Origin of the sequence: Glycomyces buryatensis (assembly GCF_004912275.1) — a bacterium.
GTDB classification, from domain to species: domain Bacteria; phylum Actinomycetota; class Actinomycetes; order Mycobacteriales; family Micromonosporaceae; genus Glycomyces; species Glycomyces buryatensis.
Genome location: NZ_STGY01000057.1, coordinates 1 through 22,441, shown reverse-complemented (window position 1 = coordinate 22,441; position 22,441 = coordinate 1). Strand labels below are relative to the sequence as shown.

The window sequence follows — 22,441 nt, the reverse complement described above, 5'->3', positions numbered from 1 at the left end:
TTCAGTGGCCGGCCAGCGCGCCGCCATTGGTTTGGATTATCTGTGCGGTGATGTGTCCGACCTCGGGCGCGGCGAGCCAGTGGGCGAGGGCGGCGGCGGTCTCCAGGACTGCTTCGCGACGGCCGACGATGACGACCTTGTCGCCTGCCGAGGCGAAGCGTTCGGCCACTGCATAGCCGGTGCCGCCACCGCTGATCACTGCTGTGCGTGCCATGTGGACTCCTCGTTCGGTTCGACCGGTTCGAAGCCTAGCGCGGGCTATCTGAAGGGCAGCTGAAGTCGGTTTGGGGATTGGCTCAGGAGGTGGCAACCTGGACGGGTTCGGGTGTCTCGCCTCTTCTGGTCCGCTCAGGGCGTGGCCACCTGGACGAGTTCGGGTGCTTGGCCCCTTCTGGCCCACAGGGCTCTCCCGACCGGGAGTTGCCGGCTGGCGGTGGCGTTGATCAGGCGGCCTTCCAGGCGGTCGCCGGAGAACAGCAGTGCGGGGCTCGACATGTCCGCGATCTGGCGCAGCAGGGGCTCGTACACCGCTCGCCCGGCGCCGCCGGTGCGGCGGGCGATGATGAAGTGCAGGCCCAGGTCCAGTCCCTGCGGTGCGAGATCGGCCAAGGGACCCAAGGGGTTTCCGGTTGAGGCGCTGGCCACGAGGTCGTAGTCGTCCACGACCACGAATATCTCCGGGCCGGTCCACCAGTTGCGCTCCCGCAGTTGCCGGGGCGTGACGTCGGGCCCGGGGAGGCGCTTTTGGAGCGCCTCGGCGAGTTCCTTCGCGTTCTGGGCGGCGTGCGGGGCGGTGTTGCAGTAGGTGATGAGGTGGTCCTCGGGCACCGCCTCGAGGTGGGTGCGCCGGTAGTCGACCAGGAAGATCCCGGTCTCGTTGGAGGGGCGCCGCACGATCTGGCCCATGATGGTGCGCAGCAGGGTCGACTTGCCGGTCTGGGTGTCACCGAAGACGACCAGGTGCGGGTCGGCGGTGAAGTCGAGCCGGGCTGGGCCGAGGTCCGACTCGCCGACGCCGACGACCGGCTTGATCGCGTACCGGTCCCCCGCCTCCGGTGCGGCGATCGGCGGCACGAGCTCGCGCAGCTGCACGGCCGCCGGGAGGGAGCGAACCCGCGAGACGCGCCGCCCGGGCCAGCGCGCGCCCACGGCCTTGGCGAGGTCGGCGAAGCCGGAGGCGAGGTCGTCGGTACCGTCGCCGTCGAGGCGGGGCAGGGCGATGTGCCCGAAGCGCTTGTCGGAGACGATGACTCGGCCGGGGACGTCCTTGGGGAGCTGTTCGATGAGCTTGCGGTCGATGCCGGAGTCGTAGTTGTCGGCCAGGCGCAGTTCGATCCGGCCGGAGAAGGACGCGGCGAGCCGGGAACGGACCTGCGTGGAGTTGACGGCGGTGAGGACGACGTGGACGCCGAGGGCGGGTCCGCGTCCGGCGATCTCGCTGAGGATCTCGTTGGCGTCGTCGTTGGCCTCGTAGAGGGCGCCCCAGCCGTCGATGAGGAGGACGATGTCGCCGGGGAGGTTCACGGTGCCCTCGGCGCTGGCGGTTCGCAGGCCGGCGGCGGAGTCGATGCCGGCGCGCTGCATGGCGGCTTCGCGGACGTCGAGGAGGGCGCGGACCTCGGCGAGGGTGCGGCCGACGAGTTCGGGGTCGGCGCGGCCGGCGGCGACCGCGACGTGCGGCAGGTCGGCGAGGGTTGCGAGGGCGCCGCCGCCGTAGTCGATGACGTAGCAGGCCACCGCGTCCGGGCCGTGGCGCAGTGCCAGGCTGGAGACGAGCGTTCGCAGCAATGTGGACTTTCCGGAGCTGGGGGCTCCGACGACGATGAGGTTGGCGTCGGCGCCGGACAGCTCCCATTCGATGGGGCCCTGGTGCTGCCGGCGGGGGTCGTCGCGCAGGCCGAGGACGGCGGTGACGGTGCCGGGTTCCGCGGCGGGGTCGGTGCCGCCGGGCACGTCCGCCAGGGCGAGCGATTCGGGCAGCGGTGGGAGCCACACCGGGCGGACGCCTTCGACGTCGGCCGCCGCGAGGCATTCGACCAGTGCCCGCAGCACGCTGCCCTCTCCCTCGACGGTCTCGGCCCGGCCGTCCTCGCCGAAGTCGAGCGCGAGGGCGGAGGCGAGCGGCGGGAGGGGCCAGGGCAGGACGGGAAGCCGCTGGTCTTCGACGTCGCGCGGCGGGGTGTAGGGGCCGGATACCAAGGCGGCCTTGAACCTGGTGAAGATCGTGGTGTCCACTTTGAGGTATCCGGAGCCGGGTTCGGGCGGGAGCTTGTAGGCGTCGGGGACGCCGATGGCCTCGCGGCTCTCGGCCTCGGAGAAGGTGCGCAGCCCGATCCGGTAGGACAGGTGGGATTCGAGTCCGCGCAGGTGGGCGGCTTCGAGCCGCTGGGTCGCCAGGAGCAGGTGGACGCCGATGGAGCGGCCGATGCGGCCGACGGCGACGAACAGCTCCGAGAAGTCGGGCTTGGCGGTGAGCAGCTCGGAGAACTCGTCGATGATCACCAACAGGTGCGGGAGCGGTTCGAGCGTGGGGTCGGCGGCGCGGGCCTTGGCGTAGGCGTGGACGTTGGGGAGGTTTCCGGCGTCCTTGAGCAGGTGCTGGCGGCGGGTCATCTCGCCGTACAGGGCCTCGGCGAAGCGGTCGACCAGCCCGAGGTCGTCGGCGAGGTTGGTGATGGCGCCGGCGGTGTGCGGCAGGGCGTCGCAGTCGGCGAACGTCGCCCCGCCCTTGAAGTCCACAGTGAGCAGCGCGAGCCGGTCCGGTGGGTGTCGCACCGCCAGAGCGGCGACAAGGGTCCGCAGCGCCTCGGACTTGCCCGAGCCGGTGGCGCCGACGATGAGGCCGTGGGGGCCCATGCCGCCCAGGGCCGACTCCTTGAGGTCGAGTTCCACAATGGCGCCGTCGGCGTCGACCGCGAAGGGGGCGCGCAGCAGCTCGGATTCGCTGCGGGGCGCCCAGGTCGATCGCCAATCGACGTTGGCGGGGTCGGCGACGCCGAGGATCTCCGGGAGTCCGTGGACGCCGGTCAGGGCATGCGAGGAGTCGTCGGCGGCGAGTCGGTAAGGGCTGAGCGCGCGGGCGATGGCGGCCGCGTCCGCGACGCCGAGCGTGTCGGGACGGCCGGTGCGACTGGTCTCGGCGACGCGGCCGTCGTCGCGGACGATGTCGGTGATGGTCAGCTCGGCGCCGTCCACGCTCACGCGCGCGGCGGTGTGCTCGGGTTCCTGCCGCTGCTCGGCGACGAGGGTCCACAGGTGGACGCCGAGGAGGGCGGCGTCGCCGTCCCCGACCAGTCCAGGCAGCGACACCTGATGCTCACCGTCCACAATGACCAGCAGGTGGGTGGATCCGGGGCCGGGCGGGGCACCGCGGCGGCGGCGCAGTTCGGCAGCGCGCGTGGCGAGATCGCCCGCCAGCGCGTCGGCGAGCGCGGTCGTGGTGGGGCAGATGAGCGGAGCGGGCAGTTCGGTGCCGACGTCGGTGAGCAGGTGGGGCAGCCAGGAGAGGCCGCTCCATTGATCGGCGACGCGGCCGTCGGCGACGACGGCGACGCGCAGATCCTCTGGCGCGCAGAGGGTGCAGAGCTGTGCGAGCATGGCCCGGGCCGTGGCCCTCACCTCCGGATACTCCCCCACCAGTGAGACGTCGCCGGTATCGCCGACCGGGATGGTCAGCGGCTGGTCGGCCAGGGCCGCATAGCGTTCGACGAGCTCTTCGGCGCCGGAGTGGCACACCGGGTCGTAGGCGACCAGCGGATTGTCCTGGTCGAGTTTGAGCGAGAGGGTGCGCGACAGGGGCACCTCGGCGAGGCCGCACCGCACCGTGAGCAGGTCGGCGTCGGTGCCGCGCCGCTCCCACCGGCGGGCCGGATCGCGGCACAGATCGAGCAGCAGGTGCGGGTGCGGATGGCGGGTGGCAGCGAAATCGCGTTGGGCCCGAACGGCTTCGCGGATGGTCTGCCGGGCGTCCTCGAGGTAGTCGAGGTAGCGCTCGCGCTCCTGCCGAAGCTTGCGCCGGGGTCCCGAACGCATGGCGATGAACAGCACGATGCCCATCGCGACGCTGGCGACGAGCATGAGCAGGCCCGCCATGGCGTACAGCGGGCGTTCGAGGTTCGACAGCACCATGATCATCGCGCCCGAGCCGGTCATGAGCGGCATCATGAGCATCGGCGCGCCCATCATGGGCGACTGGGCCTCGCCGAGCGCGGGCGGCGAGGCGAGCGCGATGGGCTTGCTCGACACCTTCGGCATCGGGCGGCGGGCGGGCCTGCGGACGACTTCTGTGCCCATCAGGCCCCCGACACCATGGCGTACAGGCCGAGCAGATGCCCGGCGGCGGCGAAGACGGCGGCGACCAGGATGATCTCGACGACCGCGATGACCCGGCGCCACCATGCGGCCGACACCGAGGAACGGGCGATCGAGGCGACGGAGACGTAGGCGAGCCCGGCGAGGACGGCGAGCGCGGGCAACCAGGCCAGCAGCGGCTCGGAGTGTCCGATCCAGACCCAGGCGGCCCAGGCCCCGGACCCCATGCCCGCCAGTCGAAGCGGGGCGACGTGGCGGACGAGTTCGAAGATCCGCGAGCGGGTCAGGAGGGCGAGGGCGACCCCGGCGCCGGTCGCCTGGGACCACGGGTCGGGGTCGGCGGCGAGCAGGACACTGGCGGCCGCACCCGCCGCGGCGAGCCCGTAGATGGCGCCGGTCAGGCGGGCGTCGGTCACCGCGAGCCGTTCGCGCAGCCCGGCATCGGTGACGTTCTCGCCGCCGCGCACGTCCCGGTCGAGGCCGAAGAGCCCGGAGGCGAACATGGACATGCGCGGGGCCAGCGCCAGGGAGAACAGCACGGCGATCGCGCAGACGACGGCGGCGGCCGCGGCGGTCAGGCCGGCGTGGGCCCACAGCGCCCAGCCGCCGCCCGCCACCGCGAGAGTGAGGCCGACGGCGACGACGTAGCCCCCGGCGAGGCGGGCCCCGGCGCGGGCAAGGACGCAGATGAGCAGCGCCGCGGCCAGGGCCCCGACCGCGCGGGTGGCGGAGGCGGCGTGGCCATCGGGGGCGAGCATGTCGGTCGCGGCGGCGCCGATCCGCCCGGCCCACAGCATCCCGCCGATGAGGGCGAGGTGGGTGAGCACGGGATGCTGGCGGGCCGACCACCAGGACATGAGGACGGCCAGGACGCAGACGAGGGCGCCGGTGAAGACGACGGCGACGGTGGCGCCGGGGCTGAACGCGGCCGCGGCGATGAGGATCGCGGCGGTGGCGACGGCCAGCAGGCGCCCGATGCTGGACTCCCAGCGGGTGCCGGTCTCGTCCACGGCGTCCTCGACGCTGTCGCGGACGTCCTCGACCGTGCGGGGCAGGGCGTCGGCGGTGGCGTCCCGGATGAGGAGGACGGCCCCGTCCTCGACGGCCACGTCGCCCAGGGTGTCCGCGGCATCGAAGGTGGTGCCGTCGGCGGTGGTCAGGGCCCAGTTGACCGGCTCGTCGGTGGTGGTTCCGGTGGAGTGGAGCATCTGGGGCAGGAGCTCGGCGACCGGCAGGTCGTCGGGCAGGGCGAGGTCGCGGGTGGCCTGGGGGCCGACGACGGTGACGGTGCTGTATCGACCGGGCACTGTAGACCTTCTGGACGGGGTTTCAGCTGGTGGGAGCCGTGATGGAGGCGTTCCGTTCGTTCTCGGCCTCGCGGTCTTGCTGCTGCTGCTTCTCGAAGGCGCCGGTCACCGCAATGGCGGCGACGATGAGCGCCACCGCGATCACGCCGATGAGCGCGGCCGGCCACAGGCTCTGGCGCTGCCGCCAGCTGCGCGACGAGCCGTACAGGATCGCCGCCCGCAGCTGGCGCCTGCGCAGCGCCGCGGCCTGGAGGACGTAGCGTTCGCTCTGGCCGGTGCGCCGCATGACCAGCGGCGCGATGTCGGAGCCGGGCTCGGCGGTGCGGCCCGGCTCCGTATCGGCGGGTACGGTCACCCGCCCCACCGGCCGTCGATGCGACTGATGGCGCCCTTCCAGTTCGACGCGGAGTCCTCGGTGGCGGTGGCGAGCCGTTGGAACGCCGCCTGGAGTTCGGTGAACTCGCCCTCGGACTCAGTGTTGAAGCTCGCGAAGCCCGCGGTACCGGCGCCGACCCACTTGCCCTGGACCGTGGAGACGTGGCCCTGGATCTGGGCGAGGATGCCGTCGAAGCGGCCCCGGTAGGTGTGCTGGACGTCGGCCAGACCCTGGAGGGCGCCGACATTGCCGTAGAGCTCGTACGGAGATGTAGCCATGTGGACGGTCCCCTCTAGATCTGGATGCTGATCGGCTTGATCGGGGTGAGGGCGCCGTGCGCGCCGGAGTACTCGCCCTCGTTGCTTTCGTCGGTGGTGGTGCCGTCGGTGCTGGTGGCGTCCTGCGCCATCGCGCTGACGCCGTACTTGTCGGCGAGCTGGTTGTAGGCCTCGACGAAGTCGGCCTTGGCGAGGCGGAACTGCGTTAGCGCGTTGCCGCCCTGGGCGGTCGCGTCGGCTTCCATCTCCCCGATGAGCGCGCGGAGATCGCCGAACATCTCATCGACGGTGGTGGCGTGGTTGCCCGCGCTGACTGCGAGCGCGGGTGCTTCGCTGAGCCCGAATTCGGCTCCGGCCATGGGGTCCTCCTAAGTAAAGGGTGAGAAGGGGCCTGGCGGCCAGGGTATCGATTCATGGTGACACGGCGGTGAATCGAAAGTAAAGTCCATCCTCGATCGCATGCGCAATTCCAAAGCACTTGTGTCGCAATGACACCGCGCCGCACCAACCGTTTCGAAATCGGTGCGGATTCACCCGGAGTTGTTCCATTTTTCACTCACCGCCGGTACGCTGATCGCAGTCCCCAGTGCCCCACCCCCACGGAGGACCAATGGATTACCTGGGCATGAACCCCAATGCCGCCAGCAAAGGCGGCGTCGAGACGATGACACTTGCGGAGAGCTACGAATCGCTCGCCGACCGCCTCAAGGCCATAGTGGAGAGCTGCAAGGCCGTGGCCGGCGAACCCGAGGTGAAGAACGGCTACGACACCTTCGGCGAGACCTGGATGACCGACGTGAACCAGACCGCCGCGCACGGCAAAAGCGTCGGCGGCACCACCACGATCACCGTCTCCGACGGGACCGGCACCGACATCACCAACGCCGCCGACCAGAGCGTCACCGCCCCGCCGGTCACCCCGCCCGGCATCGGCTGACCCGCCAGGAAGGACCCACCCCGATGGCGTTCACCGAAGCCAGTTTCAAACCCACCCCCACCGAGGCCGACCCGGGGAAACTGGGCGAGCAGGTCGGATTCCTGCGCGCCCACAGCACCCGCATCATCGGCCAGGGCAGCGACGTGTCCGAGAAGATGTACGGCACCGCGACCCAGTTCTCGGAGCTCGTCGCCGACCCGATCACCAGGGAGGGCGGCAAGTTCGAACGCGCCTCCATGGACGCCATGGGCGGCGCTGTCTGGGGCGCCGATGTGACCGACCGCTGGGCCGTAGCCGTCTCCACGTACATTCGCGACGTCGAAGACCTGCAAGACGACTGGAACGCCGCCGTCAGATCGGACTTCGGGGTGACCCTCGAGGGCCTCGTGGCCAAGGGCTCCATCACCGGCGGCATGCCCGCCGACGTCCAGTCCCGCATACTCGACAACGAGATCCAGGCCAAGGGCGAGGCAAAGCTCGCCCAGGTCGAGGGCGACTACGCCCCCGTCCGCGCCGCCTACGAGCAGGCGGCGGAGGACACCGGGCGCTGGCTCAAGGGCGGCCCCACCCCCGCGAACCTCCGCGAACTCGGCAACGGCGGCGCCGCCGGCTGGGCCCTCTACAACATCTTCGGCGCCGACGCCGCCATGCCGCTGGACGCGCAGGACGGCAAGGCGCTGGCCGAGAAGATCGCCGCAATGCTCAAGAACGGCGACGAGCTGACCCCGGAGCTGCGCGAGCAGCTGAACCTCATGCTCGCTCTGGCGGCGCGCGCCCAGAGCATGCAGGGGCTCGAAGACACCCAGCTCGCGCCCGGGGAGCTGGGATTCCTGGAGGCGTTCTTCAAGGGGATGGACGTCCGCGACATCACCGGCGGGCCCGACAACTACCTGCTCTACAACGTCGCCGACCACCTCAAGGACCTCGACTTCTCCGACGCCGACCAGGCGCTGGTCCTGGGCGCCATGGGCGGGGGCCTCATGACCCTGTCGAACTCCGACTTCGGCGGCGGCATGGGCCGCCTGCCCGCCAGCCTGCGCAGGCCCCTCGAGTACCTGACCTTCGGGAACAACGACAAGCGCTTCAACTACAACGACTACACGATGTACCTGGAGGGCCTAGCCCCCATGCTCGGCTCCGTTCGCGGCGCCGAAGACATCGACGGCAAGCAGATATTCGGAAGGCTCCAGGCCGGCCGGGAACTCTCCACCGGTCTGATGTGGATGATCGCCGACACCTTCGACCATGAGAACGACCCGGTCCTGAACCACCTCAACGACTTGAAGAACCCCGACAGCGTCGTCGGCGACATCATGGATATCGTCACCCGCGACCGGAACCTCAACGCCCAGTTGCTCTCCGGCGTCATCCAGCACCCCGACTACGGCGACGACAGCACCGAGCACCTGCTCCGCGGCATGTTCGGCCACCAGTGGGAGGACGACGGCAAGTCCGTCTCGAAGCTCATCGACTGGATCCCCGCCGCCTCGAGGGACATCGACCCCGCCCTCCAGCGCGACGCCGCCGAAGCCTACTTCGGACTCCTCGACACCATGACCAACGAGGAGGTCGGCGGCCACTGGAAGGACTCGGCGTACACGTTCTTCACCGACGGCTTCGGGGAGATCAACGGCTTCAAGAACGCCCCGCTCGGCGTGGCCAACCCGGTCATCTCCAAATCCCTGGCCGACGCCACCGTCCCCTACCTGGACTGGTTCGCCGACCCCAATGCCGAGCACCTGGTGGGCGGCGAGAAGGTCGAGTTCCCCACCGACCTGAGGTGGTCCATCGACCCCGCCGACCGCGGCGGATACATCACCATGCAGGACCGCGCCAACATGTTCGAACTGGCCATGGGCTCGAAGTCCGGCGCCCAGTCCCTCGGCCAGGCGGTCTACGCCAAGGTCTACCTCGACGGGTCGAACCTGCCCGAGTGGAGCGACGGCGACGGCCACGCGGACCTGGGCAAGCTCGTCACCGACGGCGACGGCGCGGAGGCCTACGCCAACCGCACCGGCCGCCTCCTCGGATTCCTCGACTCCGGCTACAACAACGTCCTCGCCGACGGCACGGACGACGCCAAGCTCTCGGCGGCGGAGAACAAGTCGCAGGCCGCCTGGATGCGGGCCGGATCCGCGATCGCCAAGGAGGTCATCACCTCCATTCCGCCGGTCAGGGGCGCCAAGATCGGCTGGGAGCTGCTGGCCAAGCAGAGCCTCGAGATGGGCAAGTACGGACCGAACGTGGCCGAGACCGACGGCTGGGCCTTCCAGGGACCCGACGCGCCCAAGAAGGGCGACGACGGCGTGAGCTTGGAGGACATGAAACTCAAGTTCGGCCACAACGTGGTCGAAACGCTGGTGCAGGACCCGAACTCCGGCCGCACCGTCGCCGAACTGCGCGAACTGGCCCCGGAACTCACCAAGAAGGACGCCGACGGGAACTGGGTCATGCGCCCGGCCGACGAGGTCCTGATCGGCAACGACCCCATGAAGCCCAAGGACGAGCAGTACACCGCCGACAACGCACTGCGCGACTACCGGTCGTTCCTGGGCCCGCACAATACCGCGCGCTACAACGAATACATGTCGACCCTCGACGACCAGCGCGAAGACTACGGGGAGAACCACTCCAGGTAGCCCCCTCACCCTGACAAGGACCTTTGACTGTGACACAACAGGATCAGCGCCCACAGCGCGATCTGCCCGACAAGATCCAGTCCTCTTGGGAGGGCATGCGGGACAAGTTCGGGGCCAACCGGGCCGTGGCCGTCACGGCCGCCGTCGTGGCCGGAGTCCTGCTCATCGCCGTCGTCGCCGCCGTGGTCGCCTCCGGCGGCGGTGACGAGGACGGGGGCACCGAGCAGGTCGCCACCGATGAGAGCAGCGCCGCCGAGGCGAGCGCTTCCGAGGAGGCCGCCGCGGGCGACGACGCCCAGACCGCGCCGAGCCTGCCCGCCGACGGCAACTACCTCATGCGCCAGGAGGCCGGCGGCCTGTGCGTGACCGCCGGGCCCGAGCCGGGCAATGAGGAGCGGACCGTCATGGTCCTGGGCGACTGCGCCGAAACCTACCCGGTGAGCCTGGCCTTCGCAGGTCAAGGCGAGGGGAGGTACACCGTCGGCCTGGACTTCGCCGAGGACCAGTGGGAGGCGTGCCTCGGCGCGGACAACCCCGCCGACGAGGCCGGATACCTGACCTCCGGCTACGACTGCGACGGCTCAGAGCTCCAGTCGTTCACCCTGAGCGACTTGGGAAGCGGCGTGTACGCCGTCGCAGTTGCCGCGACAGGCCTGTGCCTGGGCCTGTTGGAGGACGCCAGCGCCGAGGCCGGTGCCGCCCTGGCGACGGCCGCGTGCGACCCCGAGGACGCGAATCAGCGTTTCAGCCTGCTAGTCCCCTAGGACCCGTCTCGCCATGACCGACCAACCCCCGCAGCTCCCCCGCCATCGGCAGCAGCGCGATCTGCCTGCCCGCCTGGGCGAGTCGATCGAAGCGTTCCGAATGCGACTGGGCACCAGCCGCATCCTGGCCGGGACCGCCGCGACCGCCGCGATGGTGCTGCTCGTGGCCGTCACCTGGGCGGTCCTGGCCGCCGACGACGGAGGCGGCCAGGACCCGTCCACCTCGGTGGCGCAGACCGGGGACGTCTCCCCCTCCGCACCCCGCAGTCCCGTCCTCACCCCGTCCCCTTCCGCGTCTCCGAGCGAGACCGAATCTCCCGAGCCCACTGAGGACGAACCGACCTCGGCCGCCGAGGAACCGACCACGACCAAAGCCGAAGAGACCAAGGAAGAACCGGAGCAGGGCCTGCCAGCCGACGGCCACTACCAGGTCGTGCAGGACGCCAGCGGGCTGTGCATGTCGACCGGCCCCGAGCCGGGCAACGAGTCCCGGACCGTGGTGGTCCTGGGCGACTGCGGCTCGGCCTACCCGTCGTCATTGCAGTGGTCGGCCTGGGACGAGGGCGTCTACGCGGTGAGCATGGACTTCTCCAACGACGACTGGCAGGCCTGCATGGGCGTCGACGCGCCCGGCGACCAGAGCGGCTACCTCGTGGCCGGCTATGGCTGTGAGTTCACCGAGACGCAGTTCTTCGAGCTGAAGCCGGCCGGCGGCGGCAAGTACCTCATCGAGAACAGCGCGGCCGGGCTGTGCCTGGGCATCCTCTCGGACGCTTCCTCGAACGCGGGCACCGCGATCGCCACCGCCGATTGCGACAGCGAGGAGGCCTCCCAGCGCTGGACGTTCAGCTGAGAGAGCGAAGCCCAATGCAGTTGCGGGGCTTAGGAGTTCGCGGTGTCGAACTCCATCTGGGTGGACCGGATGTCGCCGGCGTTGTCGGTGATCCAGTCGAACATGGACGCCAGCCGATCGCTCGTGCCCTGGCCGACCGGAGTCAGGCCGTAGGTGACCTTCGGCGGGATGGTCGGCTCCACCTCGCGCCACACCAGGCCGTCGCGGACAAGGTTGCGCAGGGTCTGCGAGAGCATCTTCTCGCTGATGCCCTCGATGGACTCGCGCAGCTCGAAGAAACGCATCTGCCTGTCGCGCAGGGCGATCAGCACCCACACGCCCCACCGGCCGACATCGCGGCCGTGGCCGCGGTGGCGCTCCGCGAGGACGGGCACCTCGGCGAGCGATACCTGCTGGCCGGGCCTGAGCCGATCTCGCCGCGGCAGCAGGCGAAGCTGATCGGCGAGGCGCTGGGCGAGCCGGTGGAGTTCATCGAGCAGACCCGCGCCGAGGCCTTCAACGTGCTCAGCAAGGCCTGGACGGCCGAGGTCGCGGACGCCACGCTCGAGGTGATCGGCAATCCGAACGAGATCGAGCGGGCCGCGAGCAGCGAGGTCGAGCGCCTCACCGGCCGCCGGGGCCGGACCTTCGCCGAGTGGGCGGAGCGGAACGCGGCCGCGTTCCGGTAAGCCGCAGTGGAATGGGTGCTGCGGACCCTGTCGACTGAGTCCGGAGCACCCATTCCACTGCGGTCTTAAGACCTGCGGCTGAGACGGCCCGGGACTCGGGCCCGATGCCGCGGGGCGAGTGCGCTCGTAGCGTTGCGGCCATGAACATCTTGGTAACCGCGGCGACCGGCAACGTCGGCCGCCACCTCGTGAACGAACTCGTCTCCTCCGGGCACCGGGTCCGGGCGCTCACCCGCGACCCTGACTCGGCCGACCTCCCCGACGGAGTCGAAGCTGTGGCCGGTGACTTCACCGACCTGGCGAGCCTGGAGGCCGCATTGAAGGGAGTGGACGCCCTCCACCTCATCACGACCTACGGACCCTCCAACGAAACCCTGCCCAACGGTCCCGAGCTGGCCGAACTGGTCCGGCAGGCGGGCGTGCGGCGGGTGACGCTCCTGTGGAACGGGTACCGCGGCCCAGTCGAGGAGGCTTTCGAGACGGCCGGTCTGCGGCCGACGGAGCTGCAGCCCGGCGAGTTCATGTCCAACGCGCTCACCTGGGCCGAGGAGGTCCGCAACTCGGGAGTCGTGCGCGAGGCCAATGCCCACATCAGGCAAACCCAGGTGCACGAAGCCGACATCGCCGCCGTCGCGGCGGTCGCGTTGACGAGCGACGGACATGAGGGCAAGGCCTACCCGCTTACCGGGCCAGAGCCACTGAATCCGGCCGAGCGCGTTGCGATCCTTGCCGAGGCGGCCGGGCGGCCGATCCGGTTCGAAGCACTCACCGACGCGCAGGCCCGCGAACGGATGCGTGACCTGGGCCATGAGGATGCGGTGGTCGACTACGTCCTGGGCTGGCAGTCCGACCCGCCCGAGGCGTTCCGGATCGTCTCGGACGCCGTCGAGGTGGTCACCGGCCGCCCTGCTCGCGCCTTCGCCCAGTGGGCCGAGGCCCACGCCGCGGACTTCCGCTGACGCTCCCCGGATCCCTAGGGCCTGTCCTGTGAATCCGGGAGAGGCGATATCCGAGTCCATTTGTTCGCTCGCAAGGCGGAAGGGCCTCTGAATACCGGTGTTGTATTCAGAGGCCCTGACAACGCAGCGAGCGGGCAAATGGGCCGGATAGCGACCGTCCGGATTCACAGGACAGGCCCTAGAACAACCAGGCCCCCGTCGGAACACCCACGGCCCGCGAAACGAGCGTCTCGCGGGCCGAATACGTTGCGCGGCTCAGGCTCAGGCGGCCTTCAGGCCCGCGGCGATGGCGTCGGCGATCGGGGTGGTGGGGCGGCCGATGAGGCGGGCGAGGTCGCCGGTCCGGGTGGCCAGGAGGCCTCTTTCGATCCCACCGTCCACATCCACCAGGATCCCGGCGAACGCCTCGGGCAGGCCGGAGCCGACCAGGATCTCCAGGTACGTCTCGGCGGGAACCCGGTTGACGGGCAGCTCCCGGCCGGCCTGGCGCGAGACCTCGGCGGCGTACTCCTCGAAGTTCCACGCGGTGTCGCCGGAGAGCTCGTAGACCTGGTTCTCGTGTCCCTCGCCGGTGAGAACGGCGACGGCGGCCGCGGCGAAGTCGGGGCGAGAGGCGGAGGCGACGCGACCTTCACCGACGCTCGTGAGGACGCCTCCCGCGGCGAGGACGGGGCCGAGATTCTCGGTGTAGTTCTCGTGGTACCAGCCGTTGCGCAGCAGCGCATAGGGCAGTCCGGAGTCGATCAGGTACCGCTCGGTGGCGATGTGCTCCTCGGCCAGCTGGAACTCGGCGGCCGGGCCGCCGAGGACGGAGGTGTAGGCGAGGAGGCCGACGCCGGCTTCCTTCGCCGCATCGATGACGGCGGTGTGCTGGGGAAGGCGCTGGCCGACCTCGCTGCCGGAGATCAGGAGGACCTTGTCGCCGGAACCGAAGACGCCCTTCAGGGTCTCGGGCCGGCTGTAGTCGGCGACGCGGACGTCGACGCCGCGCTCGGCGAGGTCGGCGGCCTTGGCCGCGTCGCGGACGACGACGGCGAGCTGGTCGGCGGGGACGGTCTCCAGCAGACCTGCGACGACGTGCTGGCCGAGGTGGCCGGTAGCACCGGTGACAACGATCATTGGCTTGCTCCTTCAACAGTTGGTGCGACTACCATTGCACTTTCAAATCGAAAGTACAAACTTTTCGAAAGCACTGTTGTTGGGATAACATCGCATCATGACCACCGAAGCCGCAGGGACCGAGTCGCCGTCCGCGCTCGAGTTCCTGGTGCTGGCCAAGGACTGCGTCTCCCGGCCGGTCCTGGGGGACATCACCGGCCGCTGGGGCACGCTCGTCCTGCTCGCCCTGCGCGAGGACTCGTTGCGCTTCAGCGAGATCCGCCGCCACATCGAGGGCATCAACGAGAAGGCCCTCTCCCAGTCCCTGCGCGCGCTCGAACGCGACGGCTTCGTGGAACGGCACGCCGAAGAGGGCTTCCCCGTGCGCGTCGAGTACAACCTCACCGAGCTCGGAGCGACCATCACCGACCGGCTCCAGACACTGGTCGATGAGCTCTACTCCTTCATGCCCGACGTGCTCACCGCGCAGAGCGACTACGACCGGAAGCACCCCGCCATCTAGCCCGCCGCGAAGAACGATTTCGACCGGCGGCATCCCGCAAACCGGTGAACCGTCCATCCAGGCCGACCGGACTGCGCTAATGCGCTGGTAGACGCCCGTGATCGGCCTACACTCGGCCCATGCGACGGCTGGATCCAGAGGACGCGCGCCTGATCCCGGGCACGCGGCTGCCGATCTGGGTGCGGTTGCTGCCGATCCTGCTGCTGATCGGCTCGGAGCTGTTCCAGATCTCAAGCCCCGACCGGGTCCACGCCGGGATCGCGGTCGCCATCGTGCCGGTGCTGTCGGCCTTCGTCCTGGGTCCGGTGTGGACGGGCGTCATCGCGGTGCTCTCGCTCCTGTTGGTCGCCGCCCCGATCCCGCTGACCGAGCAGTTCGACGGCGACGACATCGTCGCCGTGGGGGTCGTGTGCGTGACCAGCGTCGGCATCGCGTGGCTGCGGCAGCGCTTCGAGGCCCGCCTGGTGACCATGCAGTCGGTCTCGGAGGTCGCCCAGCTGGCGGTCCTGCCCGACCTGCCCGAGCGCGTCAGCGACCTGGATTGTGCCGGGCTCTACCATTCGGCGCAGCGCGGCGCGCGCATCGGCGGCGACCTGTTCGACGTGCGCCCCAGCCCGTACGGGGCCCGCATGATCCTCGGCGACGTGCAGGGTCACGGCCTGCCGGCGGTGAGTACCGCGGCGGTCCTGCTGTCCACCTTCCACGAGGCGATCCTGGACGAGTCCGATCTGGAGGGGGTGGCCGCCCGCCTGGAGCGGCGGATCCTCATCGACGCCGAACAGGGATACATCCCCGAGCTGTTCGCCTCGGTTCTGCTGGTCGAGTTCACCGCCGACTCGCGGCAGATGCGGCTGCTGTCGTGCGGGCACCCCGCGCCGCTGCTGCTGCGCGGCGACCGGGTCGAGGAACTCGACCTCAAGCCGGGGCCGGTGCTGGGCCTGCGGTTGCAGCCGAGGGAGCGGCACGGTTCGAGTTCGATGCGGTTTCTGCGCGAGGAGACCCTGCTGGCCTATTCGGACGGGGTGATCGAGGCCCGAGACAAGGCCGGGCACTTCTATCCGCTCGCCGACCGCCTCCGCGGACTCGTCGTCCCGCCCTCGCCGCGCCGGCTGGTCGAGTTCGTGTGGGAGGACGTGGCGCGCTTCGCCACCCGCATGGACGACGACGTCTCGCTCCTGGCGATCCGGCGCGCCGGCTCCCGGACCGATTCGTCACCTGAGCGCAATGGGGCTTTAAGCCGCATGTCTTGAACATTTCTCCTATTTCGGGCAATCTTGGATGATCGCGTCGCAGCCGCCCCCGGCTCGACGTTCCCGGATATCCGAATATGGAGCATCCCATGCGATCACCAGCGCGATTGGCCGCCCTCGTGTCGACCGCCGTTCTCGGCGCGGCCGGAATCGGGCTCACCGCCGCCGGCAGCGCCGCCCCGGCGGGAGCCCAGACCGAGACGACGGCCGCCGGAGAGCTGTCCGTCCTCAGCTACAACATCGCCGGGCTCCCCCTGGGCCTGGGCGATGGCGACCCCGAGACGAACACCCCGATCATCGGTTCCCGCCTCGGCCCGTACAACCTGGTCAATGTCCAGGAGGACTTCAACTACCACGCGGCGCTGTACGAGGCGGACGACCACGAGTACCGGACCTCGACCAGCGGCGGCGTGCCGTTCGGCGACGGGTTGAACACCCTCTCGGACATCGCGTTCGAGGACTTCGAGCGGGTCGAATGGGACGACTGCTCGTCGGGATCGGGCGACTGCCTCACCCCCAAGGGCTTCACCTTCATGCGCGCCCGCCTCGCCGAGGGCGCCTGGGTCGACGTGTACAACCTCCACACCGACGCGGGCTCCGAATCCGGTGACCTGGGGGCGCGCGCGAAGAACCTCGAGCAGGTCGGCGATTTCATGGCGACGCACTCGGCCGGAAATGCCGTGATCGTCTACGGCGACACCAATACCCGCTATACCCGCGAGGGCGACACGATCGCCGAGTTCGCGGCCGGGAACGGCCTGACGGACGCGTGGGTCGAGGAGGTGCGCGGCGGGACCGCCCCGAACAAGGGCGACGAGGCGCTGGTGTGCGAGGACGAGACCGTGGACGAGCAGTGCGAGGTGGTCGACAAGGTCCTCTACCGCTCGGGCGACCACGTCCGGTTGGATGCGAGCTCCTACCGCAATGAGCACGCGGAGTTCCGGGACGAGGCCGGAGGGAACCTGTCCGACCACTACCCGATCGCCGTCGACTTCGCCTGGTCCACCAGCGAGGACTTCGTCATGAGCGACCAGTTCGGGGGCCCGCACGGGGACTTCTTCAACGATATCGACGACCTCAGCGCCGGGGCGGGTGCGAGCGAACTGCTCCTGCGCGGCAATGAACGGGTCGACCAGATCGGGCTGACCCTCGCGGACGGCACCGCGTTGGCGCACGGCGGCAGCGGCGGGACCGCCGCGAGCCTCGTCCTCGAATCCGGCGAGTATCCGACCGGGCTCGAGCTGTGCCAGGGCCAGCGCGACGGGCGCACCCGGATCTTCTCCGCCCGCTTCACCACCAGCACCGGCCGCACCGTCGAGACGGGCACCGAAACCGGGGACTGCACCGCCTTCGAGGCCCCGTCGGGCTGGCAGATCGCGGGCTTCCACGGCCGGGCTGGCGCCGAGGTCGACAAGCTCGGCGTCATCTACACCCAGCGCTGATCCAAGGCGCGCAGGGGAATGGGCCCGGCTCCAGGCCGGGCCTGTTCGCGTCCGTTGGACACCCTTTCTCAATCCGTTATACGAAGGGTGTTCACAAGGGTTCGAATTTGTGGGAGCATCGATCAAACTCAATTCAAATTCCCACCCCCGAAGGAGACAACGATGTCCTCCCCCAGACCCAGGTGGCAGCGACTGCTCGCCGTCACGGGAGCCGCCGGAATCGCCTTGGCGGCCACTCAGCTCACGATCACCGCGCAGGCGCAGACCGATGACGCGGCCACTGCCGAGGGCGCCGTCACCGTCGGCATCGACCCGTCCTACCAAGGCGCCGAATGGGAGGGCTGGGGCACCAGCTTGGTGTGGATGGCCAACGCCACCGGCGGCTATCCCGATGAGATTCGAAACCAGCTGGCCGACATGGTGTTCGGCGACGAGGGCCTGAACCTCAATATCGCCCGGTACAACATCGGCGGCGGCAACGCCCCCAATATCGACAATGAGTACCTGCGGGGCGGGGCCTCCGCGGTCCCCGGGTTCTGGAACGCTCCCGAGGGCACCACCCACGAGGACAAGGACTGGTGGGACCCCGAGAACCCCGACCACTGGAACTGGGACGCCGACGCGAACCAGCGCTGGTGGGTCGACCAGGTCAAGGACGAAGTCAGCCACTGGGAGGCCTTCTCCAACTCCCCGCCGTACTTCCAGACGAACTCCGGTTACACCTCGGGCGGATTCGACCCCAACGCGGACCAGATCCGCTCCGAGACGGTGGACGAGTTCGCGCTCTACCTGACCGAGGTCATGGAGCAGCTCGAAGAGTCGCACGGGATCGAGTTCGACACCGTCGACCCGCTCAACGAGCCCAACACCGACTACTGGAAGACCACCCTCGGCGAGGACGGCGTCCAGCCGACCGGCGGCGGGCAGGAGGGCGCGCACGCCGGGCCCGAGTCGCAGCAGGAGGTCATCCTGGCCCTGGCCGCGCGGCTGGCAGGCGCCGACACCGATGCGGTGATCTCCGCGCCGGACGAGACCAACCCGGGCAAGTTCACCGCCGACTGGAACGCCTACAGCGAAGAAGTCCGGGCGGCCGTCGACCAGATGAACGTCCACACCTACGGCACCGGGCAGCGCACCAGCGCCCGCGACCTGGCCAAGGGCAGCGACAAGCCCCTGTGGATGAGCGAGGTCGAGGGAAGCTGGACCTCCGGCCAGGACTACGAGTCGATGGAGAGCGGCCTGGGCATCGCCTCCCGCATCACCGACGACATTCGCGAGCTCGAGCCGTCGGCCTGGGTGCTGTGGCAGCCGATCGAGAACGCGGACCTCGGCCACAACTGGGGTTCGATCCACGTCTCCTTCGACTGCGACGCCGAGGACACGCTGGAGACCTGCCCGGTCAAGACCAACACCAAGTACGACACGATCCGCAACTTCACGCATTACATCGAGCCGGGCGACCGCATGCTCGGCGTCGACGACGCCTCCACCGTGGCCGCGCTCGAGGCCGATGGCGAGGGCGCGAACGTGGTGTACACCAACAACAGCGAGGGCGCGCTGGACGTCACGCTCGACCTGTCGAAGTTCGCCTCGATCGACGGCGCCACGGTCACTCCGGTGGTCACCAGCGCCGACGGCGTCCTGGTCGAGGGTGACTCGGTCGCCGTCACCGGCGACTCCGCGACGCTGACTGTGCCGGGCAAGTCCGTCACCACCTTCGTGGTCGAGGGCGTCTCCGGCGTCGCCGACGACGCCGCCATGATACAGGACGACCACGTCTACCGCTTCGACGGCGTCCAGAGCGGCAAGTCGATCGTCCCGTCTGAGGACGGCACCGGCATCGCGCTGGCGACGGACGACGCCGCCAGCGCCGAGCAGCTGTGGAAGCTCGACCTGAAGTCCGACGGTGACTCGAACCGCGATCGGTACGAGATCGTCAACGCCGCCACCGGAACCCGCCTGGCGGTGTCCGGGGATCAGGCCGTGCTCGAACCGGATGGCAAGAAGTCGCCGGATGCCGCGCAGTGGTACCTGTCGACCACCGGGAATGGCAATTACGTGCCTGTCAATGTCGGCACCGGCAGGGTCCTGGACGTCTGGGGCGAGGCCACCGCCGACGGCTCCCCCGTCCAGACCTACACGCCGACGTCAGCGAGCAACCAGCTCTGGACCCTCACGGACGAGATGGTGCTGAACGCCGCCGCGGTGGAGACGTACACCGTTCCGGGGTACGTCCCCGACATGCCCGAAACGGTGCCCGGCGTCTACCGCGACGGCGAGCGCGGGGCGATCCCGGTGGAGTGGGAGATGCCCGAGGATTCCGCTTGGGACGCTTTGGGAGAGGTGATCGTGGAAGGTGAGGCGACCGATCCTCTGGGAGAGACCTTCGCCGCCGAGGCGAAGGTCAGTGTCGACACCTTCTCCGCGACGGCTCCGGCCGCGGCCAAGACCTACCCGGGGTTCACGCCCGACCTGCCGGACACGGTGATCGCGCTGGGCGACAACGGCACCGAGGCCGTGGTGCCGGTGGTCTGGGAGGAGGCCCCCGAGGGCGCCTACGACGACTTTGGCACCGTCACGCTGGCGGGGACGGCCACGCTCATCGACGGGACCGAGCTCGACGCGCAGATCGACGTCGAGGTGACCGACCCGATCGAGGCCAATGTCGCGACCGGTGACGGGGTGAGTGTGGAGACGACCTTCACCGAGCCCGGCTACTCGAACGAGGCGCTGCTCAATGGCGACCTAGACGACAAGGCCTGGTCGAACTGGAAGTCGGGCGGGTTCAATACCGAGGACACGATCACGGTCACACTGCCGACCGAGCGGGACGTCACGCGCGTGGTGTCCCACTTCTGGGCCGACGGCGGGCGCCCGTCCTACGCGGACACCCTCCAGGTGCAGTACCTGGATGCGAACGGCGAGTGGGTGAACGCGGGTGAAAGCGTCGACGTCGGGACCGACATCGACAATCCGCCGGTCATCGATGTGCCGGTGAATGCAAGGACCTCAGCGGTGCGGGTCGCAATGACCGCCGACAGCGGCGACATCGCCGGCTGGATCATCCTGAGCGAGATCGAGGTCTACGCCAAGGCCCCGGCCAAGTAGAAGGACGCAAGGAAGCGCCCGCCGCCCCATGGGGCGGCGGGCGCTTCCTTGCGGCAGATCTGGAACTCAGGTAGCGGCAGAACTGGAACTCAAGTGGCGGCAAATCTGGAACCTGTTGCAACTACGCAGGCATGAAGCGCTTTCCGCCATCACGCATTCCTTTCCAGCCCTTATCACTTCCTTCATGCGGCATATTGGACCGTGACTGTAGGACCATGAGAATTCGGTACCGTATTTCTCAGGGTTCCCTTCTCTCATACCGATTTACCTGGGGTTTCGCAATCAATGGGAGTGTGCGATAGTGGATGGTCCATCGCACGCCGATCCACGAATCTGGGGGCAGGTATGGCATTCGAAGACTCGGGCGGATGGTTTCTCAAGACCATGGTGCGAAAGCACCGGATAGCTTCGGGGGCAACTCAACAAGCAATCGCAGACGAGCTCTTCTATTCCCCAGACACCATCCGGGCCTGGGAGCTGGGCAGGGCCACCATCCCGCTCAAGATGCTTGCGAGGTACGCCAAGGCGTGCGGAGTGAATGACGAGATCATCGGCTACATGGTGCAGGTCGCCATCGCTCGCAGGGAGGGCAAGCCAGTCGAGGCCGACATGCGCTTCAACGCGCTGTTCATGTCGCTGGCCGAGGAGTTCTTCGGAAGCTTCTTCAAGTTCGACGCCACCTTCATTCCGGGGCCGCTCCAGCTCAAGGAGTACCACGATCTTATCGTTCGTCCGGCAGACCCGGAGGCCAGCGACGACGAGTCCAAAGACGGCTGGGTCTTCAAGGAGGCGCGCCGGATTGCTCTGGAGGACCGCCCGGATCAGCCGATGATGTCATTCCTCATCGGCGAAGCCGCACTCGTCCACCTGCGGCGATTCTCCGAGGAGCTGTATCAGAAGCAGATGGCGTACCTCCGGAAGTGGGCGAAGCGGCCGGGGGTGTCCATCCGGATCCTCCGGGAGCCTGTGCCCGTCCGGATGAGCGGCTTCAGCATCTACCAGCCCGAGGACATGCCGCGGGCCTGCCCGCCGTTCGTCTACACCGAGATCGCCGATACCAGCTGGTGCATCGATGATCCCGACCGAATCGCGCGTTACGATGAGCTTCGCAAGAGGCTTTGGAAAATGGCGATCCGGATCGAGGTCTACCGAGATGACGACAGGCGTGACCGTATGGCGTAAGAGCTCTCGCAGCGGCGCCAACAACAACACTGACTGCGTCGAGATCCGGCGGGCATGGCGCAAGAGCACCCGCAGCGGTGCGAACAACGACACCAGCTGCGTCGAGGTGGCCCTGTGCGTTGAAGACGGATTCCACCTGCGGGATTCGAAGCTCGGAGCAGACTCACCCGTGTTCGACCTGTCCCCCAAGGATTTCAGCGCCGTCCTCAACGCCGCGGGCTGAAGCGGACGTCAAAGCGAGCGGCCCGGCGGATTCTGCCGCCGGGCCGCTCGCTGCTACAAGCGCTCTTTCGGCTGTGCCGCTTCAGCACCACGATCGAAACGCCGCGACCTGCGCGCGATCGAAGGGGCTCATCATCCACGAGGATGATTGACCCCTTCGTTGTCGGTCAGACCTAGTCGGTCTGAGGGTGTTGTTGCGCCCGGGGAGGCCTGCATTGGGAACTGGTGCGCTGGCGGGGACCATTCCGTACATGGTCGGGCTGCGCTTAAGGCATCGGCGACGAAGGCGTGGACGGGGCGGGTGTCCGTTGGCGGTGCCAGGCTTCCGAGGTTCCGGGGCACCCGGGGTTCGGGTGGACGGCGTGCGTGGCCGGGCGCGAAACTGGGGCGGGGGACACGCCCGACCGCGGGGTGCGGGGTGGTGCCGGTCGTGGCGAGAGGTGTTGTGCCGCAACCACTCCACGAGGTGGATGTGACCCACGCCTCTTTGTCGTTAGTGGATCGGTCTGTGACGTAAAGTTATC

General features: G+C 69.0%; 20 protein-coding genes. 12 read left to right on the top strand and 8 right to left on the bottom strand.

The features are described from left to right. Position 1: 1 nt before the first annotated feature. The 6 genes from FAB82_RS27555 to FAB82_RS15690 all read right to left on the bottom strand — a co-directional run bounded on the left by FAB82_RS27555 (position 2) and on the right by FAB82_RS15690 (position 6,631). Positions 2-214 (bottom strand): hypothetical protein, encoded by a 213-nt coding sequence (locus FAB82_RS27555; protein ID WP_211116626.1) that lies wholly within the window; start codon positions 212-214, stop codon positions 2-4. A gap of 134 nt (positions 215-348) precedes the next feature. Next, a complete protein-coding gene (eccCa, locus tag FAB82_RS15710; RefSeq protein WP_136535488.1) occupies positions 349-4,293 on the bottom strand; it encodes a type VII secretion protein EccCa in 3,945 nt (1,314 codons plus the stop codon). Further along, on the bottom strand, positions 4,293-5,618 hold the full coding sequence (eccD, locus tag FAB82_RS15705; RefSeq protein ID WP_136535487.1) for a type VII secretion integral membrane protein EccD: 1,326 nt from the start codon (positions 5,616-5,618) through the stop codon (positions 4,293-4,295). Before eccD ends, eccCa begins: the two co-directional genes overlap by 1 nt. Positions 5,619-5,640: 22 nt before the next feature. Then, positions 5,641-5,973: a hypothetical protein gene (locus FAB82_RS15700; RefSeq protein ID WP_136535486.1), complete on the bottom strand. Its 333-nt coding sequence runs from the start codon at positions 5,971-5,973 to the stop codon at positions 5,641-5,643. Continuing rightward, complete coding sequence (locus FAB82_RS15695) at positions 5,970-6,272, bottom strand: WXG100 family type VII secretion target (protein ID WP_136535485.1); 303 nt, start codon at positions 6,270-6,272, stop codon at positions 5,970-5,972. Before FAB82_RS15695 ends, FAB82_RS15700 begins: the two co-directional genes overlap by 4 nt. Before the next feature lie 14 nt (positions 6,273-6,286). Beyond that, on the bottom strand, positions 6,287-6,631 hold the full coding sequence (locus FAB82_RS15690) for a hypothetical protein (RefSeq protein ID WP_136535484.1): 345 nt from the start codon (positions 6,629-6,631) through the stop codon (positions 6,287-6,289). Positions 6,632-6,882: 251 nt separating this feature from the next. Here FAB82_RS15690 and FAB82_RS15685 point away from each other — a divergent pair, with 251 nt between their 5' ends. The 4 genes from FAB82_RS15685 to FAB82_RS15670 are packed head-to-tail and all read left to right on the top strand — an operon-like array spanning position 6,883 to position 11,465. After that, complete coding sequence (locus tag FAB82_RS15685; RefSeq protein WP_136535483.1) at positions 6,883-7,209, top strand: hypothetical protein; 327 nt, start codon at positions 6,883-6,885, stop codon at positions 7,207-7,209. A gap of 23 nt (positions 7,210-7,232) precedes the next feature. Continuing rightward, positions 7,233-9,848: a TPR repeat domain-containing protein gene (locus tag FAB82_RS15680; RefSeq protein ID WP_136535482.1), complete on the top strand. Its 2,616-nt coding sequence runs from the start codon at positions 7,233-7,235 to the stop codon at positions 9,846-9,848. 29 nt (positions 9,849-9,877) lie between these two features. After that, positions 9,878-10,612, top strand: a complete 735-nt coding sequence (locus FAB82_RS15675; RefSeq protein ID WP_136535481.1) for an RICIN domain-containing protein — start codon at positions 9,878-9,880, stop codon at positions 10,610-10,612. A 13-nt stretch (positions 10,613-10,625) separates the two neighbouring features. Beyond that, entirely contained in the window at positions 10,626-11,465 is an 840-nt protein-coding gene (locus FAB82_RS15670; protein WP_136535480.1) for an RICIN domain-containing protein, read from the top strand. Between the two features lie 29 nt (positions 11,466-11,494). Here FAB82_RS15670 and FAB82_RS15665 read toward each other — a convergent pair whose 3' ends face one another. Beyond that, entirely contained in the window at positions 11,495-11,839 is a 345-nt protein-coding gene (locus tag FAB82_RS15665) for a winged helix-turn-helix transcriptional regulator (protein WP_246039670.1), read from the bottom strand. Here FAB82_RS15665 and FAB82_RS15660 point away from each other — a divergent pair. Continuing rightward, complete coding sequence (locus FAB82_RS15660) at positions 11,807-12,133, top strand: Rossmann-fold NAD(P)-binding domain-containing protein (protein WP_136535479.1); 327 nt, start codon at positions 11,807-11,809, stop codon at positions 12,131-12,133. The two genes, FAB82_RS15665 and FAB82_RS15660, sit on opposite strands and share 33 nt — an antisense overlap. A 140-nt stretch (positions 12,134-12,273) precedes the next feature. Next, a complete protein-coding gene (locus FAB82_RS15655; protein ID WP_136535478.1) occupies positions 12,274-13,092 on the top strand; it encodes an NAD(P)H-binding protein in 819 nt (272 codons plus the stop codon). A 261-nt stretch (positions 13,093-13,353) separates the two neighbouring features. Here the strand turns inward: FAB82_RS15655 and FAB82_RS15650 are convergent, their stop codons facing one another. After that, positions 13,354-14,211 (bottom strand): SDR family oxidoreductase, encoded by an 858-nt coding sequence (locus FAB82_RS15650; protein WP_136535477.1) that lies wholly within the window; start codon positions 14,209-14,211, stop codon positions 13,354-13,356. Positions 14,212-14,308: 97 nt separating this feature from the next. Between FAB82_RS15650 and FAB82_RS15645 the strand changes: the two genes are divergently transcribed. The 6 genes from FAB82_RS15645 to FAB82_RS15620 all read left to right on the top strand — a co-directional run bounded on the left by FAB82_RS15645 (position 14,309) and on the right by FAB82_RS15620 (position 21,918). Beyond that, on the top strand, positions 14,309-14,713 hold the full coding sequence (locus FAB82_RS15645) for a winged helix-turn-helix transcriptional regulator (protein ID WP_136535476.1): 405 nt from the start codon (positions 14,309-14,311) through the stop codon (positions 14,711-14,713). A 119-nt stretch (positions 14,714-14,832) separates the two neighbouring features. After that, positions 14,833-15,963 (top strand): PP2C family protein-serine/threonine phosphatase, encoded by a 1,131-nt coding sequence (locus FAB82_RS15640; RefSeq protein WP_136535475.1) that lies wholly within the window; start codon positions 14,833-14,835, stop codon positions 15,961-15,963. Positions 15,964-16,052: 89 nt separating this feature from the next. After that, the gene (locus tag FAB82_RS15635) at positions 16,053-17,405 is read left to right on the top strand and encodes a jacalin-like lectin (RefSeq protein ID WP_136535474.1); all 1,353 of its coding nucleotides are present in this window, start codon (positions 16,053-16,055) and stop codon (positions 17,403-17,405) included. Between the two features lie 162 nt (positions 17,406-17,567). Then, positions 17,568-20,513: an RICIN domain-containing protein gene (locus FAB82_RS15630; RefSeq protein ID WP_136535473.1), complete on the top strand. Its 2,946-nt coding sequence runs from the start codon at positions 17,568-17,570 to the stop codon at positions 20,511-20,513. A 345-nt stretch (positions 20,514-20,858) separates the two neighbouring features. After that, positions 20,859-21,695 (top strand): Scr1 family TA system antitoxin-like transcriptional regulator, encoded by an 837-nt coding sequence (locus tag FAB82_RS15625; protein ID WP_168801623.1) that lies wholly within the window; start codon positions 20,859-20,861, stop codon positions 21,693-21,695. After that, entirely contained in the window at positions 21,679-21,918 is a 240-nt protein-coding gene (locus FAB82_RS15620) for a DUF397 domain-containing protein (RefSeq protein WP_246039669.1), read from the top strand. The genes FAB82_RS15625 and FAB82_RS15620 overlap by 17 nt, the downstream gene beginning before the upstream one ends. The last annotated feature ends 523 nt before the right edge of the window (positions 21,919-22,441 follow it).

What these genes read in the sequence shown, in the direction of transcription:
- FAB82_RS15690 (WP_136535484.1), bottom strand. Translation starts at nt 6,631, where the DNA reads ATGGCCGGAGCCGAATTCGGGCTCAGCGAAGCACCCGCGCTCGCAGTC.
- FAB82_RS15695 (WP_136535485.1), bottom strand. Translation starts at nt 6,272, where the DNA reads ATGGCTACATCTCCGTACGAGCTCTACGGCAATGTCGGCGCCCTCCAG.
- FAB82_RS15640 (WP_136535475.1), top strand. Translation starts at nt 14,833, where the DNA reads ATGCGACGGCTGGATCCAGAGGACGCGCGCCTGATCCCGGGCACGCGG.
- FAB82_RS15645 (WP_136535476.1), top strand. Translation starts at nt 14,309, where the DNA reads ATGACCACCGAAGCCGCAGGGACCGAGTCGCCGTCCGCGCTCGAGTTC.
- FAB82_RS15670 (WP_136535480.1), top strand. Translation starts at nt 10,626, where the DNA reads ATGACCGACCAACCCCCGCAGCTCCCCCGCCATCGGCAGCAGCGCGAT.
- FAB82_RS15625 (WP_168801623.1), top strand. Translation starts at nt 20,859, where the DNA reads ATGGCATTCGAAGACTCGGGCGGATGGTTTCTCAAGACCATGGTGCGA.
- FAB82_RS15680 (WP_136535482.1), top strand. Translation starts at nt 7,233, where the DNA reads ATGGCGTTCACCGAAGCCAGTTTCAAACCCACCCCCACCGAGGCCGAC.
- FAB82_RS15650 (WP_136535477.1), bottom strand. Translation starts at nt 14,211, where the DNA reads ATGATCGTTGTCACCGGTGCTACCGGCCACCTCGGCCAGCACGTCGTC.
- FAB82_RS15630 (WP_136535473.1), top strand. Translation starts at nt 17,568, where the DNA reads ATGTCCTCCCCCAGACCCAGGTGGCAGCGACTGCTCGCCGTCACGGGA.
- FAB82_RS27555 (WP_211116626.1), bottom strand. Translation starts at nt 214, where the DNA reads ATGGCACGCACAGCAGTGATCAGCGGTGGCGGCACCGGCTATGCAGTG.
- FAB82_RS15655 (WP_136535478.1), top strand. Translation starts at nt 12,274, where the DNA reads ATGAACATCTTGGTAACCGCGGCGACCGGCAACGTCGGCCGCCACCTC.
- eccCa (WP_136535488.1), bottom strand. Translation starts at nt 4,293, where the DNA reads ATGGGCACAGAAGTCGTCCGCAGGCCCGCCCGCCGCCCGATGCCGAAG.
- FAB82_RS15685 (WP_136535483.1), top strand. Translation starts at nt 6,883, where the DNA reads ATGGATTACCTGGGCATGAACCCCAATGCCGCCAGCAAAGGCGGCGTC.
- FAB82_RS15635 (WP_136535474.1), top strand. Translation starts at nt 16,053, where the DNA reads ATGCGATCACCAGCGCGATTGGCCGCCCTCGTGTCGACCGCCGTTCTC.